The following is a 15,191-nucleotide window of genomic DNA, read 5'->3' as shown; positions in this document are numbered from 1 at the left end:
AGGATGTTAAAAAAAATACCCAAATGGAACGTAGTCTTATTAACTACTTTACTTGCAGAAATCATCATCTTTGGTCTGATTAACCCGAGATTTTGGAATATAAACATTCTATTAAATAGCTTTAACGATTTTGTTGGGATTGCAATCATTGCCTTCTTCGTTACTTTTGTCATCATTACTGGAGGTATCGATATATCTGGAGGATCCATTATCGGATTAACATCTGTGATAACGGGTCTACTGGCTCAAGTTTACGGAATGAATATTTGGGTTGCAGCTCTTCTTGCAGTATTAGTTGGTGGATTATGCGGTTTACTGAATGGCATTCTAATTGCTTATGCAAGGGTTCAAGCGATGGTCATAACGCTTGGCGGAATGCTTTTATATAGCGGTATTGCATTAGTTTTGGTTGGGTTGTCTGGAGCAAGTACTTATGAAGGGATTTCCGGATTTTCACAAGGGTTTATCAACCTAGCAAATGGGAAATTATTGGGCATCCCACATTCAGTTATCATTTTTATTGTCATGCTGCTATTTGCTTACGTGCTACTTCATTGGACGCGATATGGAAGATACATTTATTTAACTGGAATTAACCAAAATTCTGCAGAGTACTCTGGAATCAATACTAGGAAAATAATGACTAGTACATATGTATTATCAGGGCTAAGTGCAGGAATAGCAGGGATTATTTTAACTTCATATTTAGGTAGTTCTAGAGCAGATTTTGGTGCTGAATATTTAATGCCAATCTTAACTGCTGTTGTATTAGGAGGAACATTAATAACAGGTGGTAAAGGGGGTGTTGTTGGGACTGCTCTTGCAAGCATAATCATTGGTTTCTTAAAACTAGGATTGCAAATGGGCGGGGTTCAAACACAATATATAGGACTAGCAACAGGGATGCTCTTGATTATTTCAGTAGCATTTATGGGAGGCCAAAAATTTAAGTTGTATGTTAGAAGGTTACTAAATTTCAAGAAAGATAGAGGAGGTAATCTGAATGCGTAAATCAATATTTTTTAAAGTATTCACTGGTCTGGCAATTTCAACCATGTTATTAGCAGCTTGTAATAGCGAGGATGCTGGAAGCAGTACGGATGGAGAAAAGGGAGAGAAAGATGCGAGTGATATTGAAGTAGTCTTTATCCCAAAAATGACAGGAAATGCTTTCTTTGAATCTGGGAATGACGGTGCACAGGAAATGGCTGAAAAAATTGGTTTTAATGTTAAGTATGACGGTGCCCCTCAAGGAACAGTTGCCAATCAAGTGCAAATTATTAATAGTGCCGTTAATAGTGGTGCTGATGCAATAGCTATTTCATCTGTTTCTTCAGATGGTCTAAATCAAGCATTACAAAAAGCATTAGATGCTGGAATTAAAGTTGTTACTTGGGATTCAGATGTTGATCCAAAATATAGATCAGCCTATATAAATCAAGGAACACCTGACATTTTAGGTGCTATGCTTGTTGAGATGGCTGCAGAACAACTTGAAAATCCTGATGAGCCCCAACAAGTTGCTTGGTTCTACTCAAGTCCAACTGTTCCAGACCAAAATTCATGGGTTGAATATGCTGAAAAGTATATTGCAGAAAAATATCCAAACTGGGAAATTGTAACAAAACAATTCGGGGAAGGAAATGAACAGGTATCTCTACAAAAGGGAGAAAGTATCTTACATACCTATCCTGATATTGATGTAATCATCTGTCCTGATTCAACTGCACTTCCTGCTATGGCACAAGCAGCACAAAATAAAGGGTTGAACAAGGAAGATGTGATTATTACGGGATTTGCATCTCCTAATTCGATGAGACAATATATTGAAAATGGAACAATTGAAAATCATGGTTTATGGGATGTTAAAGATCAAGGTGCACTTGCCGTTTACATTGCGTATCATTTAGCACAAGGAAATGAATTAAAAGTTGGAGGTACTGTTGATGTCCCAGAGCTTGGAGAAGTAAAAGTAGAGCCTAACACAGTTCAAGGCTATGATTACGAAGCAGAAGACTCCGGCATCATCGTATTGCCTGAAAGAATCGTATTCACAAAAGAAAATACAAACGACTACGATTTTTAATAATTAGGATGTTTTCGTATACATTGTTTCTCTTAAATGATATTTACACGACTATCCTAGATTGATTTCCGTTGTAGCGGACGGTCTAAAGGAGCCTCCTCAGTGCTTTGCACTTGCGGGGTCTCCCTCAACACGCTTCTCCCGCAGGATTTTCATATATCCGCTACAATCAACAACTGTTTGAATTTGTTACTTGCAAAAACAAAAATCTTTACGAAAAGAGCTAAAAATTATTAATAGAATATAGTAAAGAAAGGAAGATCAGTATGGCGGATAATAGAGGAAACAAAGCGGCGAAAGACTTTTCAGAGGATATAGCATTTGCTAATAATGGTAATTTCCATGTAAAGGGTGCTGCTAATTATGACTGGGGAATGAAGGATCGATTATCAAGAATTTTCAACCCGAAAACTGGTAAAACAGTCATGCTGGCATTTGATCATGGTTACTTTATGGGACCAACATCTGGGCTAGAAAGATTAGATATTCTAATTCCTAAGTTAGCCAATTATGCGGATTGTCTAATGGGAACTAGAGGTGCTATTAGAAGTAGTGTACCACCGTCATTTAATAAATCCATTGCATTAAGAGCATCATCAGGTTCGAGCATTTTGCAAGATGATTTAAGTCACGAATCGATGGTTGTAGATATAGATGATGCAATTAAGATGAATGCAAGCGCAATAGCTATTCAAACTTTTATTGGTGCGGATGGACAAAAAGAAACAATTGAAGAATTAAATAAAGCGGTTAACCTAGGTTCAAAATATTCTATTCCTACAATGGGTGTTGTAGCTGTTGGAAAGGAAATGGAACGGACGACTCAATTTTTCTTGTTGGCAACAAGAATGCTAGCTGAATTTGGAGTTCAAATTGTTAAAACATATTATTGTGATGATTTTGAAAAAGTAGCCGCAGCTTGTCCAGTACCACTAGTAGTTGCTGGTGGTAAAAAAATTCATGAGAAAGATGCACTAACTTTAGCATATAACTCCATTCAAGGTGGAGCTGCAGGAGTTGACATGGGAAGAAATATTTTCCAATCTGCATATCCAGAAGAAATGATTCAAGCTGTTGCTAAAGTCGTGCATGAAGGATACTCAGATATAGAGGCTTATGAATTTTTCCTACATCTAACGAATGTGAGCGAGGAAGATTAATTTTTTAAGGCTGTGTTAAACTTGTCTGTTGATTTGGAGCGATAGAAGCTCCCGTTCTGCGGGCGGTTCGGGAGCCCCCTCTGCGCTGTGCGCCTGAGGGGTCTCCCTTTTCCCTTTTCCCTTTTTCACGCAGGAGTCTCACGCCTTACGCTCCAATTAACATTGACCTTTATCACAGCTTTTTTTAAAAAAAGAGTTCAGTCTAAAGGAAAGCTTCTACTAATTTAGGGTAGAGGCTTTCTTTCTTAAAATTATATCCCTTGGAGGTTATAAAAATGGCAAAAGTAGCTTCTTATATTACAAACTTTAAGGACTTACCGAATGAGCTTCGTACAGGATTGATCCCTTTTGAAAAGCGTAAATCTATAGGAATTGGTACTGTTTCATCTATGTCTATTGATCCACTTACATTCCATCTATCACTCATAGGGTTGGTAGCAGTTGGAGGCTATTATTTAAGTCAATTGGGCTCGGTTCTCTTTCCAGCTATCTCAATTCCGGTATTTAGTACAGCTTTTATTGTAGGTTTATTACTCAACAAATTATTACGCGCGATGAAAGCAGTAGAATATGTTGATAAAAAAGTGATAGACCGGATTGATAGCGCAGCAACAGATCTATTAGTAGCATTTGGTATTGCGTCCATAAATCTTGGAGTTGTAGTAGATTACGCGCTGCCTTTAGCTCTACTATTGTTATTTGGAGTGTTATACATTCTTGTGTTTGTTTACATCTACACTTTCCCCGTCCTTCATAAATAGTTTGCCTGTAACTTTTTATATAGAGATCATTGTAAAACTGCCACCAACCAGTATTAGACGAACGAATATTCGTGGCTTTTGGAAAGTTTTTGGGATATAAATCTTAAGAGACTCTTCTTTTTCTATTCAACATAAAATTCGAGAATAAAACTAAAGCTACCAAGCTCCCGACGCTTTCATGCTACTCGAGACTGCCAGCTTTAGTTTTCAAAACGATTACGGACTTACTTATTCATGAAAGCAGGGAAGATCAAACGCTGCGAACATATTTCCTGTCATCATCCTTCTTCCTCAACCGTTTAATCTGAGCAATCTCAGATAACATATCCGCAAACCGAGCATTTTGTACTTCTTCCGATTCCGGCCCGCAGATTGGGCAACAGGAAATGATGATCGATGAAACGCTTATCGCACTGACAACGTGTGTACCGTTACAAATTTGACACATATTTTGCACCCGCCAATCTATAATTTAATATATTACGATCGCCTTTAATGACTACCGTATAGTTTTGACACATTTGATAGATTCGTGTACCAAGGGCCTCGTCCACGTTCACGATTTCATCTACGGTTAACTCGGATGAAACGAGGATGGGCTTATGGTTTAGGTAGCGATAGTTGATGACTGCGTACATTTGTTCAATCTGCCAGATCGTCGCTCTTGGTTCTCCTTTCAGCGGTTTGAACAAATCGTCGATGAAAAGGACGTCTACTTGCCGCATGCGTGCTAATTTCCCTGCTAGTTTTTCGAAATCATCTTTCAAGTCATTAAATCCTTCTACATATGGAAAATAGAGGACCGATATGTTTTTTCGTTGCATCAAGTTATTGGCGATCGCCGTTAGTAAATGAGTTTTTCCTGAGCCGGGTTGTCCGAGTAAGGCAATGCTATTGGCTCTGTCTGTTCGTATCGCTAGAAAACGCTTCAAATAGGAACTTGAACATTCGTACATATCGACAATGATTTGCAGCTTTCCTTCCAGGCTGAAGTTCTTAAAGCCCAACTTCTTAAATTCATCAGTAATGTCGCTTGCTTTTAACAACCGCTCCATTTTTTTCTGTTTTATACATGTACAGCGTTTCGAAAAAGTTGTACGCCACGCCCACGCTTGGTCTGGGCTACATACTTGTCCAGAAAGAAACTCTTCTTCTAAGACCATAGTTTCTGGGGTTAGGGTCGTGACTTCCACTCCGTTCATGATTTGGTGATTTGTCACCCATTTCGTTTCCTCATGGACGCGATAAATGATAATCCCGTGGTCCTGACACATTGGGCAATTAGGTTGGGCTTCTACTGAGCCAACCAACTTGGTTGCCGGTGATGGATTTTTCGTTCTTTTTAGCAGCTTGGTTAGGACGTCTTCTACCGATTTTGTTGCCATTTTTCTCCCCCCTTGAGGCAAATTCTTGATCCAGCCCTGTTACATCGATCAAGGAGCGTACATTCTGATTCGCCCAATCTTTCAAGATGCCCTCAGCATATCCCCACATCTTTTGTTTTTTTAGCGCCCGTTTCATCGCTTCGATCACTAATTCTGGTCCAAGATCGTTTTCCCACATCATGATACGTTCTGCCATAAAAGGGTTGAGTGATCCGAAATTCTCCTGATAAAATCGGACGGCATCTGTAGGGCTAGCTTTTCCAGCTGCCGCTTGCTTTTTTTGTTCTGTTACAGCATCTGATGGCAGAAATCCAAGGTCATTTCCGAGCTGTTTACATTGGTTGACAAATTCATGAACAAAGCCTTTATTCTTAATACTTGCTAGTTCTCTTTTAATACAAGCAATCACTTTTGGACTTCTAATCAAATTGTATTTCGCCCAGTTCAAAACGATAATTTCCTTCGTGACATCGTCATATAAGATTTTTCCGTAATCTACGAAGCGCTGCAGCAGTTTGTCAACGGTCTCGCGGTTATAGCCCGTTTCTGTTTCGATGATGCGTTTTGGGAGTTCATAGATTCCGCATTGTGAGGTTTTACTGTTGGTCATGAGATACAGATAGAAATACTTTTCCTCTGGAGTGAGATCCAGCACAAACCCGTCTTGCCAAAATGCAATATGTACTTGTCTATATTTCGCCATGCGTACTCTCTCCTTTGCGCAATTTTTGTTCATAGATGGCATCACGCGATCATCCATGAGTGTCTGCTCAATAGCTAAAACGATGAAAAAGATTCAGGTTCAAACATGATAGGATCTTATGAAGGTGGTGGTGCGGAGCTGATCTTGCGAAGCCCCGCCCCTTTTCTGCAGAAAAAAGCTCTTCAACTCTTTTATAAGTCGTTTCACACAAAAAGTAGCATGCCAATAAAAAAATTTTTTTCAGGTACCTTTTTGTTGCTGCGTGTATGTAAGTGAACGAAGGGTCGGACCCTTTCTCGTTATGGGACACCTCTTATTTTTGTACAGAATTCCAAGCGATTTAAGCTAGCTAGCATTCTCTTCTCTTTCTTCTTATTGTTCTTCTTTTTCCCCATAGTCTATGGATACCGTATCGATACGGTAGTCTAACGGTATGAAATTTTAGAAAGGCTTCTTTTTTTTGTGAAATATCAGACACGTTACTGCCAGTTTCTCATTGTTTTAATGTGATGAGAGACCGTCGCATTTATTTTACGTACCATTCACCACTCGGATTTTGTTGTAAAGGTTTTATGTGGCTTGTAAAATCTGTGTGATTTTTCTGTTGAAATAGAGGAAGTTGAGCCACCTTTACGAAATATATATAGTATGAATATTTTAATAAGGTGGTTTGTTTACTATGGGAAGTCAAAGATATATCCAAGAGGGAGAAAAAGAGTTTGTTAATGGGGTAACTAGAGCTGTAATGGAATGTGATGTGTCTAATAATCATTACCTTTTGAATGATGCTGGAGTTCTTACATATATCGTCTCCTCTAGAAAACCAAGGGTTGGACTTCAAGTTAATAGTAAAACAAAAGTTCTTTGTGTGTTCTCGCAAGGTCTTATTAGAGATTTTCATGAAAAAGCTGGGGGTACAGACGATCTGGCTAAACAATGGATTAAACGAGCAGTTAGAGATGTTATTGATCATGGTAAAGATGTACCTAGAATTGTTTACCGTGTATTTTAGTGCAACCGATATTGGTTGTCACATAGATTTGGCGTGAAATGTCGCCACTCAAAGAATCAGACCCCGCAAAACTAAATACAGAATGAGATAACATACTGATTTAGAGTGCGAGGCCTGATTTTATGAGCTGCCTTTAATGAATGCGCTTACATAATTATTTGTTAAATAAGGCCTTTACTCCTTGATAGATTAAGGCCAATGAAAAGACAATAACTGCTAAAACTCCGAGGATTGTAGTGAATGGTTCTAAACTTGATAAAAATGTTCCTGCTAAGGACACTTTTATCAGTGAGAATCCAGCTAAAAGACTGGCTAAAAACACTAGGATCATTCTATCCATCATATCACCCCCTTTTTTACTAATATATGTGTGTTTAGGTGGAATGAGTAGTTGTTTATCTATGTTTTTCATAAAAAGAATTTCATTTTTACATGAGTAGCTTCTGTAATCTGATGAGAAAACGAGAATTCTAACGGGATCTTACAATAAATCCGACGAATAGTCTAAATGCATATAAGCAATTCCTACTTATGTCATATATGTCCAAATTTTGCCTATCGATATAATAATAGTATTAAATATACGACAGGTGGAGGATGTCCCTTATAATGAAAGTATTAGAAGTCGGTTCGCTGCATTCTGGAATTGATGAGATCCTTGATAAAATAAGTACCCAAAAAGAGCAGATGAATCAAATCAAGGAGGCCGTTACAACTCTCATTGCACTTGAGGATTCACTTAAAGGAGCAGGCGGGAATGCCATCCGTGGATTTTACGAGGAATGTCATAAGCCGTTTTTATTGTTTTATGAAAACTTTCTTGTCCATTACGAACAAATCTTGAATACAATCAAAAGTTCATTAACGGGACTCGAACCATCGAACAATGGGTTCATTCGCCAGAGCTTTTTGGAACATGAGCTTAACAATGGTTTGAATCAGACGAAAAGCGTTACGATGGAACTGACCGATGAAGCAAATCGCGTGATGGACAGTGTGTCTGATATCGTCGCTCTTCTGCACCTACAAGACCAATCATTTCTGGAATCAGCAGAAGAGGCCAAAAAGGAAAAAGACCGGACGATTGAACGGCTCCTAGAATTTGACCTTCAGCAAACGAAAAATCTCGATACAGTTGAGCAGGACATCGAATCGATGAACCAGTATATCACGCATATCGCAAGTCTATTCAAAAGCGGAGACTTGCAAGTGGGAGATTACAAGACTGGACAGCTTGCAGAAAACTTGAGCTGCTTTAACACAACTGGACTAAACAAGCTTCTTTCCTACGGACAACCGGTGCAAATCTCTTCAGATAAAATGATGATCAATGGGGAAGAAATGGAACTGCCTCAACTGGAACAGCAGGAATACGGGAGAGAAGTGGAAGGCTCAGGAGGGTGGCAAGAAGGACTATCGAATGTCCTTGATTTTGTGCCAATTGCTTCGAACATCAAGGGCGGGGTGGAAGCTCTCTTTGGCAAAGACTTTATCACCGGCCGAGAAATTGGCGACGTTGAAAGAGGGATTCTTGTAGCCGCTATCGTGGGAGGTCCGCTCGTAAAAGCCGGTGTGAAAGCTGGGAAATGGGGCATGAAAGGAATAAAGTGGATTAATGCCCACTATGGTGATGATGTCGTGAAAGGCTTGATGAAAGTTAAAAACGCCCTTCATCCCGATCGTGTAAAAGCCGTTGCCAAAAACGCTACTGATTCGATCGGCCAGACCATTTCACAGGTCAAAGATTTCACAAAAGGAATCGGCAAGAAAATTCGAGATTATGAACTACCTGGTTTTGAATTTGTCACGAACAACGGCGTTAAGCTCTCGGATAACAAAACGGTGGGCGAAGTGGTGGATCGCACGAAGGAAAACATTTTGCGATTTGCGAAAAAGGTAGAGAGTGCTGTAGTCGGGAAAGTGGATGGGAAGAAGGTTGCTGGTGGTAAGGGTATAGATAATGCTAACCAAGCCAACAAAGTTGTACAAAAGTACAATAATATTGATAGCATAACGAAAGAAATATTACTAACAAAACCAAAAAACTCCCCGAATCCAAAGAAATGGATAGGTAAAGGTGGTAGTGTTTCTATTGATAATAATGGTACATGGATATATCGTCACCCAGATGGTCACTTTGTAAAGTATATTGATGGGTTTCCAGATTTTAAAGAAGCAGGTTTTGTGAAACAAGAAGTTAATATAGGTAAATTTGAAGACTATAATTTGGATTTCAAGAAAGCTGATGAAATGGCACCTAATGGACCGAGGGATGCACAAAATAACACATGGCATCATCATCAGGATGGTAAAACCATGCAAGAAGTAAATAAAGAAATTCATAAGGACTACACCCATAGAGGTGGGATGTCGCTTAAAAAGAGAAAATAGGAGGCGGTTTGATGACAATCCAAAAGTTTGGAATGGCAAAATCTGAAGATTTAATTGAATTACAAGAAGAATATTCGGTTAACCTTCCTAAAGATTATGTTGAGTTTTTACAAAATTATAATGGCGGGGTAGTTGAAAAGAATGACAAAAATAAAATATTTGTAGAAGACCTATCTTCCTATATAAGTATTGATGTGTTTTATGGCATACAGACTGGGAGTAGAACATCGGAAATTCGAACATGGATGAATAAATTTGAAGAAGATTTAATTGAAAAGTCAATTATTATTGGTGATGATATTATGCAAGGATTTATTGTAATGATTTGTGAAGGAGAGTTCTCAGGAATTTATTATTGGGATGATTCTTATCAATTTGAAGCATCAACAGATGAAGAGAATACATTTTGGATTACTGACGATTTTAGTTCCTTGATAAAACATTTAATTTAGAATAAACTCTTGAAATATTGAGGAATATCGTGAGTGAGAGTGTTGCATATATCTTTCGGAAAAACGTTAGATGAAGAGAAAAACCACCCCTCAAGCATGAGGCCACTGAAAAAGTAACGCATTTTGAAAGTAGCGAAGATTTTTATCGATATACAGACAATAGAAGAAGTTAACAACCTATATATAGTAGGTCGTTAGCTTCTTTTTCTTTTTAAAAGGACTTTTTCAGTGGCCTCTCAAGCATAGGAATGGTTCTTGTAGAACTAAATAATGTATGGCAACCACCACCCTATTATGAGGGGGGCTACTCAGTGCCGAATAAGTACTTATAAAAAGATGTGATTGTTGTTGGGCGACTCTACAAACGAAGAACAAAATGAAGAAAATATAGCGGATTTATCTAATGTTAATATGGAAAAGAAAACTATTTTTTTTAATTGATTTAAGTAGATAAAGTAAAAAAAGACGGCACAAATTCATTTTGAATTCGTGCCGTCTTTTTTGATCAGAAGCTATGTGTGTACTACATTACGACACGAAGTAACTTCAATTAATCTTTGTTCAAAGCCATCTATTTTATAAGACGTGTTTTGATCCTATTTTCAACACCAATTTTCTCAAAAAAGATTTATGTTATATATAAAACTTGATATATATAAATTATGATATACAATTGTAATTGAGGAACAAACGACAAATTACGACAAAATAATAATAAAAAAACAGAAGAAAACCGAATACTTATTGGCAATTAACACCTTTTAATTCGTTAATTGCCTTTTGTTCCTCCTGAATAGTTTATAAGGAGGTATTACTTAAGCTTCATATTTAAGAACATCAATAGATTATCAAGGAGGCTTTATTATGAAATTATTACCACGTGAGATAGACAAGCTCATGATTGTGGTGGTAGGAGATCTTGCCAAGAAGCGAAAGGATAGAGGATTGAAATTAAATCATCCGGAATCTGTAGCACTTATTACGTACGAAGTGCTAGAAGGAGCAAGAGATGGAAAAACGGTGGCTGAATTGATGGAATATGGGGCAACGATTTTATCACGTGAAGACGTGATGGAAGGCATTCCAGAGATGATTCCTGATATTCAAGTAGAAGCGACTTTTCCTGATGGAACCAAACTGGTGACCGTTCATAATCCAATTCGCTAAAAAAGGAGGCATCATTAAATGGTACCAGGACAATACATTTTAAAAGAAGAAGACATTATGATCAATGAGGGTAAAACGTTAAATACACTTTCGGTCATCAACACAGGTGATCGTCCAGTCCAAATTGGCTCTCACTTTCATTTCTATGAAGTGAATGAAGCTCTCAAATTCAATCGAGAAGAAGCATTTGGCAAACGTTTGAACATTCCAGCAGGTGCAGCGGTTCGTTTTGAACCAGGCGATGAAAAAGAAGTAGAATTGCTTAGTTTCGCTGGAGAACAACGCGTTTATGGATTTAACAATAAAGTGGATGGATCTGTTCAAGGAGGGCACAAGTAATGAGTTACAAAATGTCAAGAAAACAATATTCACAAATGTACGGTCCAACTACAGGGGACTCTATTCGTTTAGCAGATACAGATATAATGATCCAAATTGAGAAAGATTATACAACGTATGGCGAAGAAGTCGTGTTTGGCGGGGGAAAAGTGATTCGTGATGGAATGGGACAACATCCTCTAGCAACTCGCAAAGATGATAACGTTCCAGATGTAGTGATTACCAATGCGGTAATCTTGGACTATACAGGGATTGTTAAAGCAGATATTGCGATTCGTGACGGGAAAATTGCCGGAATCGGGAAAGCGGGAAATCCTTTAGTGCAGGATAATGTGGATATCGTTATTGGTGCTTCCACAGAAATCATTGCTGGAGAAGGCTTAATTGTCACTGCTGGTGGAATTGATACTCATGTTCACTTTATTAATCCTACTCAAATCGAGACAGCCTTAGCTTCTGGACTTACAACGTTAATTGGTGGGGGAACAGGCCCTGCTGCTGGTTCAAAAGCGACAACCGTTACACCAGGAGAATGGAATATACACCGCATGCTCCTTGCAGCAGAAGGTATGCCAATCAATGTTGGATTTAGCGGTAAAGGACAGGCTGCATCTGAAGAGCCTCTTATTGAGCAAGTAAAAGCTGGAGCAATCGGCTTAAAAGTGCACGAAGACTGGGGTGCAACAGCATCAGCCCTTGACCATGCATTAAGCGTAGCTGATAAATATGACATTCAAGTAGCCGTCCATGCAGATACACTAAATGAAGGTGGATTCATGGAAACAACAATGGCTGCGATTAAAGATCGAGTGATTCACATGTACCATACGGAAGGTGCAGGTGGTGGACATGCGCCAGATTTACTCAAATCTGCAGGCTATGCGAATGTTCTGCCATCTTCTACGAATCCGACTTTACCTTATACGATTAATACGGTCGACGAGCATTTAGATATGTTAATGGTTTGCCATCATTTAAATCCGTCGATTCCTGAAGATATTGCGTTTGCTGATTCACGGATTAGAAAAGAAACGATTGCAGCAGAAGATATTCTTCATGACATGGGGATCATAAGTATGGTCAGCTCAGATGCACAAGCGATGGGACGAATTGGCGAGGTTATTTTACGTACTTGGCAAGTAGCAGACAAAATGAAAAAACAACGCGGTATACTAGAAGGCGATAGTGAGTTTTCTGATAACAACCGTGCAAAACGTTATGTGGCTAAATATACGATCAATCCTGCCATTACACACGGAATCTCTGAATATGTTGGTTCAATTGAAGTCGGAAAAATTGCCGATCTAGTTCTTTGGTCACCAGCATTTTTCGGTGTGAAGCCTGAAATGGTCCTGAAAAATGGCTTTGCTGTAGAGAGCTTAATGGGAGATGCGAATGCATCCATTCCAACTCCAGAGCCTGTGATTTATCGTCCGATGTATGCACAAGTTGGAAAAGCATTAGCGAAAAGCTGTATCACATTCATTTCTCAAGCTGCATTTGATGATAAAGTGCATGAGAAACTTGGATTGGAAAAAATGGTTCTACCTGTTCATGGCATTCGAAATCTTACGAAAAAAGATATGAAACATAATTCTGAAACGCCTACGATCACTGTTGACCCACAAACATATGAGGTAACCGTAAACGGTGAACTTATTACTTGTGAACCCGTTGACACTGTACCAATGGGGCAACGATATTTCCTATTCTGAGGTGAAAGCATTGATTATAGAACAAGTTGTTACGAATATCGAATTGATAAAACCTGAGGGGGAACAATTTAGTTATGATCGGCTTCAATTAATAAATGAAATCTATACGGATGAGGTAGTTGTTATTGATCATATTATATTGAATCAAGCTACTCATTTCTTATAACAAACCATAACTGTCGACGAACCGTACTTTTATTAAAAGTATGGAATGATAAGTGTTGACAACTTTTTTATTATGTATTTTTTAGGAGGACATCATGGATACTCAGAGTTTCAAACAAATAAAATTAACAACAGTAGATCCAACTGCTTTAGGATTGTTCGGTCTTGCGATAATAGCGTTAGTGGAATCAACAGAAGAATTAGGCTTTACACATGGCTATTCTTTTATGGTGCCATGGGTATTTCTCTTAGGTGGATTAGCACAGCTATTTGCCGCTTATCTAGATTCAAAGAACGATAGTATATTTGGGACAACTGTATGGGGAGCATTTGGCCTTTTTTGGATCAGTCTTGGCGTCACATGGTTGATTCAGCTAGGAGCATTGGGCAAAAGTTTAGCTTCAGATATAGACCCCAAGCAATTAGGAGTTGCATTTTTGGGGTATTTAATTTTCAGTATTTTTGTGACGATTGCGGCTATGGAAACAAATAAACTTTTGTTCTTTGTTTTGCTCTTACTTGATATCGAATTTCTTGGATTAGTATTAAGCTCATTTAATATTATGCATGATGAAACTTTTGTAATAGCGGCAGTAGCAGAATTTTTCTGTGCCTTGTTATCTTTCTATGGTTGTGGGGCAGTCTTGCTCAACACATGCTTCGGAAAAACTGTGCTTCCTTTAGGAAAACCATTTGGAATTTTTGTTAAACATTGATTAGAGGCGATTGTAAAAGTCTATAATTCAATAATAAGGTGAATGGGGCTGGTAAGACAGGTATGCTGTTTTTAGATGATGTGAATATCATCCGATTACCATTGCCCAACCTAAAAAGGGGTGCTGTGTTTTCTTATAGTGTAATATAATAGAAATGCTTAAGTTTACATTTAAATGCCGATTCGTAAAAGTTGTACTTTTGCGAATCGGCATTTTTCTTTAAATCAGTTAAACTATACGTACGTAAAAATAAAAAAAACATTTGAAAACGTTCACTTACCTTTAGTTTTTTTCGGAAGAAAATAAAATGCGGAGGTTGATTTGATGAAATTGTTGGCAAGTGTAGTTGATTAAACCCTATCTTTTACTATTAAAACGTATACTAAAGAAAAGGAGAGATTCTAATTATGTATGAACTAAAAACAAAAGAAACCGATAGTAGTGTCATTGAGTTTATTGAAAATGTCGAAAGTCCTAAAAAACGTGAAGACGCATTTAAATTATTAGATATTTTTACAGAAACGACAGGTTATCAAGCGAAAATGTGGGGACCGAGTATAATTGGATTTGGTTCCTATCATTATAAATATGTATCCGGTCATGAAGGCGATGCACCACTAGTTGGCTTTTCACCCAGAAAAGCTAAAATTAGTTTGTATTTTGCACCAGGCGACGCGAAACGCGAGGAATTGTTAAAGGAGTTTGGCAAACATACTACAGGAAAAGCGTGTGTGTACATAAATAAAATAGCGGATATTGATGTTGATGTTTTACAAGCGTTAATTCATCAATCAGTAAAGTTTTTGAAAGAAACCTATCCAAATGAGTAAGTGTTTAAAGATAGCGAATGACTTAAATTTTCAAGTAGTTTGAATCTAACCAAAGAGAGATGAAACCAGTTCCAACTGTTTGGCTTCTTTTAAGTATTCTTCCTCGCCAGCAATAAACAGAATAAGCAGGAGTGTCTACATTTTCAACCTGTAAATGGTTTAGTAATGAAAGGAGGATTCTGAAGCGTACGGACCTTTATATAAATAACGAATAAGAAACAGGGCTGTTCTAAAAGGGTCGGACCCTTTTAGATAGCCTTTTTACCAAATAAAGGTTTCTACTTAATTATTTGACCACTATGCTTGCAA

General features: G+C 38.1%; 16 protein-coding genes. 13 read left to right on the top strand and 3 right to left on the bottom strand.

Going from position 1 to position 15,191, the window contains the following annotated elements; translation table 11 throughout:
• Window positions 1–3 precede the first annotated feature (3 nt).
• The 4 genes from AC1MGI_RS19270 to AC1MGI_RS19255 all read left to right on the top strand — a co-directional run bounded on the left by AC1MGI_RS19270 (window position 4) and on the right by AC1MGI_RS19255 (window position 4,007).
• The gene (locus tag AC1MGI_RS19270) at window positions 4–1,011 is read left to right on the top strand and encodes an ABC transporter permease (protein WP_480347089.1); all 1,008 of its coding nucleotides are present in this window, start codon (window positions 4–6) and stop codon (window positions 1,009–1,011) included.
• Window positions 1,004–2,086, top strand: a complete 1,083-nt coding sequence (gene lsrB / locus AC1MGI_RS19265; RefSeq protein ID WP_480347088.1) for an autoinducer 2 ABC transporter substrate-binding protein LsrB — start codon at window positions 1,004–1,006, stop codon at window positions 2,084–2,086. Before AC1MGI_RS19270 ends, lsrB begins: the two co-directional genes overlap by 8 nt.
• A 266-nt stretch (window positions 2,087–2,352) precedes the next feature.
• A complete protein-coding gene (gene lsrF, locus AC1MGI_RS19260) occupies window positions 2,353–3,246 on the top strand; it encodes a 3-hydroxy-5-phosphonooxypentane-2,4-dione thiolase (RefSeq protein WP_480347086.1) in 894 nt (297 codons plus the stop codon).
• A gap of 275 nt (window positions 3,247–3,521) precedes the next feature.
• The gene (locus tag AC1MGI_RS19255) at window positions 3,522–4,007 is read left to right on the top strand and encodes a sodium/glutamate symporter (RefSeq protein ID WP_480347084.1); all 486 of its coding nucleotides are present in this window, start codon (window positions 3,522–3,524) and stop codon (window positions 4,005–4,007) included.
• 431 nt (window positions 4,008–4,438) lie between these two features.
• Here the strand turns inward: AC1MGI_RS19255 and AC1MGI_RS19250 are convergent, their stop codons facing one another.
• Together AC1MGI_RS19250 and AC1MGI_RS19245 are read right to left on the bottom strand one after the other, a co-directional pair.
• Window positions 4,439–5,392, bottom strand: a complete 954-nt coding sequence (locus AC1MGI_RS19250) for an ATP-binding protein (protein ID WP_480347083.1) — start codon at window positions 5,390–5,392, stop codon at window positions 4,439–4,441.
• Entirely contained in the window at window positions 5,289–6,095 is an 807-nt protein-coding gene (locus AC1MGI_RS19245) for a DnaD domain-containing protein (protein ID WP_480347082.1), read from the bottom strand. The genes AC1MGI_RS19250 and AC1MGI_RS19245 overlap by 104 nt, the downstream gene beginning before the upstream one ends.
• Window positions 6,096–6,774: 679 nt before the next feature.
• On the opposite strand from AC1MGI_RS19245, the gene AC1MGI_RS19240 reads away from it, so the two are divergent.
• Complete coding sequence (locus AC1MGI_RS19240; RefSeq protein WP_480347081.1) at window positions 6,775–7,107, top strand: hypothetical protein; 333 nt, start codon at window positions 6,775–6,777, stop codon at window positions 7,105–7,107.
• 154 nt (window positions 7,108–7,261) lie between these two features.
• On the opposite strand, the gene AC1MGI_RS19235 is transcribed toward AC1MGI_RS19240, so the two are convergent.
• On the bottom strand, window positions 7,262–7,450 hold the full coding sequence (locus AC1MGI_RS19235) for a hypothetical protein (protein ID WP_480347080.1): 189 nt from the start codon (window positions 7,448–7,450) through the stop codon (window positions 7,262–7,264).
• A 266-nt stretch (window positions 7,451–7,716) separates the two neighbouring features.
• On the opposite strand from AC1MGI_RS19235, the gene AC1MGI_RS19230 reads away from it, so the two are divergent.
• The 8 genes from AC1MGI_RS19230 (at window position 7,717) to AC1MGI_RS19195 (ending at window position 14,882) form a co-directional block, all read left to right on the top strand.
• Window positions 7,717–9,498, top strand: coding sequence for a T7SS effector LXG polymorphic toxin (locus tag AC1MGI_RS19230; protein ID WP_480347078.1), 1,782 nt, complete (start codon window positions 7,717–7,719; stop codon window positions 9,496–9,498).
• An 11-nt stretch (window positions 9,499–9,509) separates the two neighbouring features.
• Window positions 9,510–9,950: an SMI1/KNR4 family protein gene (locus AC1MGI_RS19225; protein WP_480347076.1), complete on the top strand. Its 441-nt coding sequence runs from the start codon at window positions 9,510–9,512 to the stop codon at window positions 9,948–9,950.
• A gap of 864 nt (window positions 9,951–10,814) precedes the next feature.
• Window positions 10,815–11,117 (top strand): urease subunit gamma, encoded by a 303-nt coding sequence (locus AC1MGI_RS19220; RefSeq protein ID WP_480347074.1) that lies wholly within the window; start codon window positions 10,815–10,817, stop codon window positions 11,115–11,117.
• Window positions 11,118–11,135: 18 nt separating this feature from the next.
• Window positions 11,136–11,456, top strand: a complete 321-nt coding sequence (gene ureB / locus AC1MGI_RS19215; protein ID WP_480347073.1) for an urease subunit beta — start codon at window positions 11,136–11,138, stop codon at window positions 11,454–11,456.
• The gene (ureC, locus tag AC1MGI_RS19210) at window positions 11,456–13,171 is read left to right on the top strand and encodes an urease subunit alpha (protein WP_480347071.1); all 1,716 of its coding nucleotides are present in this window, start codon (window positions 11,456–11,458) and stop codon (window positions 13,169–13,171) included. Before ureB ends, ureC begins: the two co-directional genes overlap by 1 nt.
• Before the next feature lie 10 nt (window positions 13,172–13,181).
• Complete coding sequence (locus AC1MGI_RS19205; RefSeq protein WP_480347070.1) at window positions 13,182–13,337, top strand: hypothetical protein; 156 nt, start codon at window positions 13,182–13,184, stop codon at window positions 13,335–13,337.
• Window positions 13,338–13,431: 94 nt separating this feature from the next.
• The gene (locus tag AC1MGI_RS19200; protein ID WP_480347068.1) at window positions 13,432–14,052 is read left to right on the top strand and encodes an acetate uptake transporter; all 621 of its coding nucleotides are present in this window, start codon (window positions 13,432–13,434) and stop codon (window positions 14,050–14,052) included.
• A 407-nt stretch (window positions 14,053–14,459) separates the two neighbouring features.
• Entirely contained in the window at window positions 14,460–14,882 is a 423-nt protein-coding gene (locus AC1MGI_RS19195; protein WP_480347066.1) for a DUF1801 domain-containing protein, read from the top strand.
• Window positions 14,883–15,191: the final 309 nt, after the last annotated feature.

This window comes from Peribacillus sp. BM1 (genome assembly GCF_056679975.1).
The sequence above is the reverse complement of the archived record's forward strand: the minus strand, read 5'-3'. Positions and strand labels throughout refer to the sequence as shown.

Excerpts from the sequence above, each read along its gene's own strand:
- AC1MGI_RS19220 (WP_480347074.1), top strand. The coding sequence starts at position 10,815 with ATGAAATTATTACCACGTGAGATAGACAAGCTCATGATTGTGGTGGTA.
- AC1MGI_RS19250 (WP_480347083.1), bottom strand. The coding sequence starts at position 5,392 with ATGGCAACAAAATCGGTAGAAGACGTCCTAACCAAGCTGCTAAAAAGA.
- ureC (WP_480347071.1), top strand. The coding sequence starts at position 11,456 with ATGAGTTACAAAATGTCAAGAAAACAATATTCACAAATGTACGGTCCA.
- AC1MGI_RS19230 (WP_480347078.1), top strand. The coding sequence starts at position 7,717 with ATGAAAGTATTAGAAGTCGGTTCGCTGCATTCTGGAATTGATGAGATC.
- AC1MGI_RS19235 (WP_480347080.1), bottom strand. The coding sequence starts at position 7,450 with ATGATGGATAGAATGATCCTAGTGTTTTTAGCCAGTCTTTTAGCTGGA.
- AC1MGI_RS19255 (WP_480347084.1), top strand. The coding sequence starts at position 3,522 with ATGGCAAAAGTAGCTTCTTATATTACAAACTTTAAGGACTTACCGAAT.
- AC1MGI_RS19195 (WP_480347066.1), top strand. The coding sequence starts at position 14,460 with ATGTATGAACTAAAAACAAAAGAAACCGATAGTAGTGTCATTGAGTTT.
- ureB (WP_480347073.1), top strand. The coding sequence starts at position 11,136 with ATGGTACCAGGACAATACATTTTAAAAGAAGAAGACATTATGATCAAT.
- lsrB (WP_480347088.1), top strand. The coding sequence starts at position 1,004 with ATGCGTAAATCAATATTTTTTAAAGTATTCACTGGTCTGGCAATTTCA.
- AC1MGI_RS19200 (WP_480347068.1), top strand. The coding sequence starts at position 13,432 with ATGGATACTCAGAGTTTCAAACAAATAAAATTAACAACAGTAGATCCA.
- lsrF (WP_480347086.1), top strand. The coding sequence starts at position 2,353 with ATGGCGGATAATAGAGGAAACAAAGCGGCGAAAGACTTTTCAGAGGAT.
- AC1MGI_RS19245 (WP_480347082.1), bottom strand. The coding sequence starts at position 6,095 with ATGGCGAAATATAGACAAGTACATATTGCATTTTGGCAAGACGGGTTT.
- AC1MGI_RS19225 (WP_480347076.1), top strand. The coding sequence starts at position 9,510 with ATGACAATCCAAAAGTTTGGAATGGCAAAATCTGAAGATTTAATTGAA.
- AC1MGI_RS19270 (WP_480347089.1), top strand. The coding sequence starts at position 4 with ATGTTAAAAAAAATACCCAAATGGAACGTAGTCTTATTAACTACTTTA.
- AC1MGI_RS19240 (WP_480347081.1), top strand. The coding sequence starts at position 6,775 with ATGGGAAGTCAAAGATATATCCAAGAGGGAGAAAAAGAGTTTGTTAAT.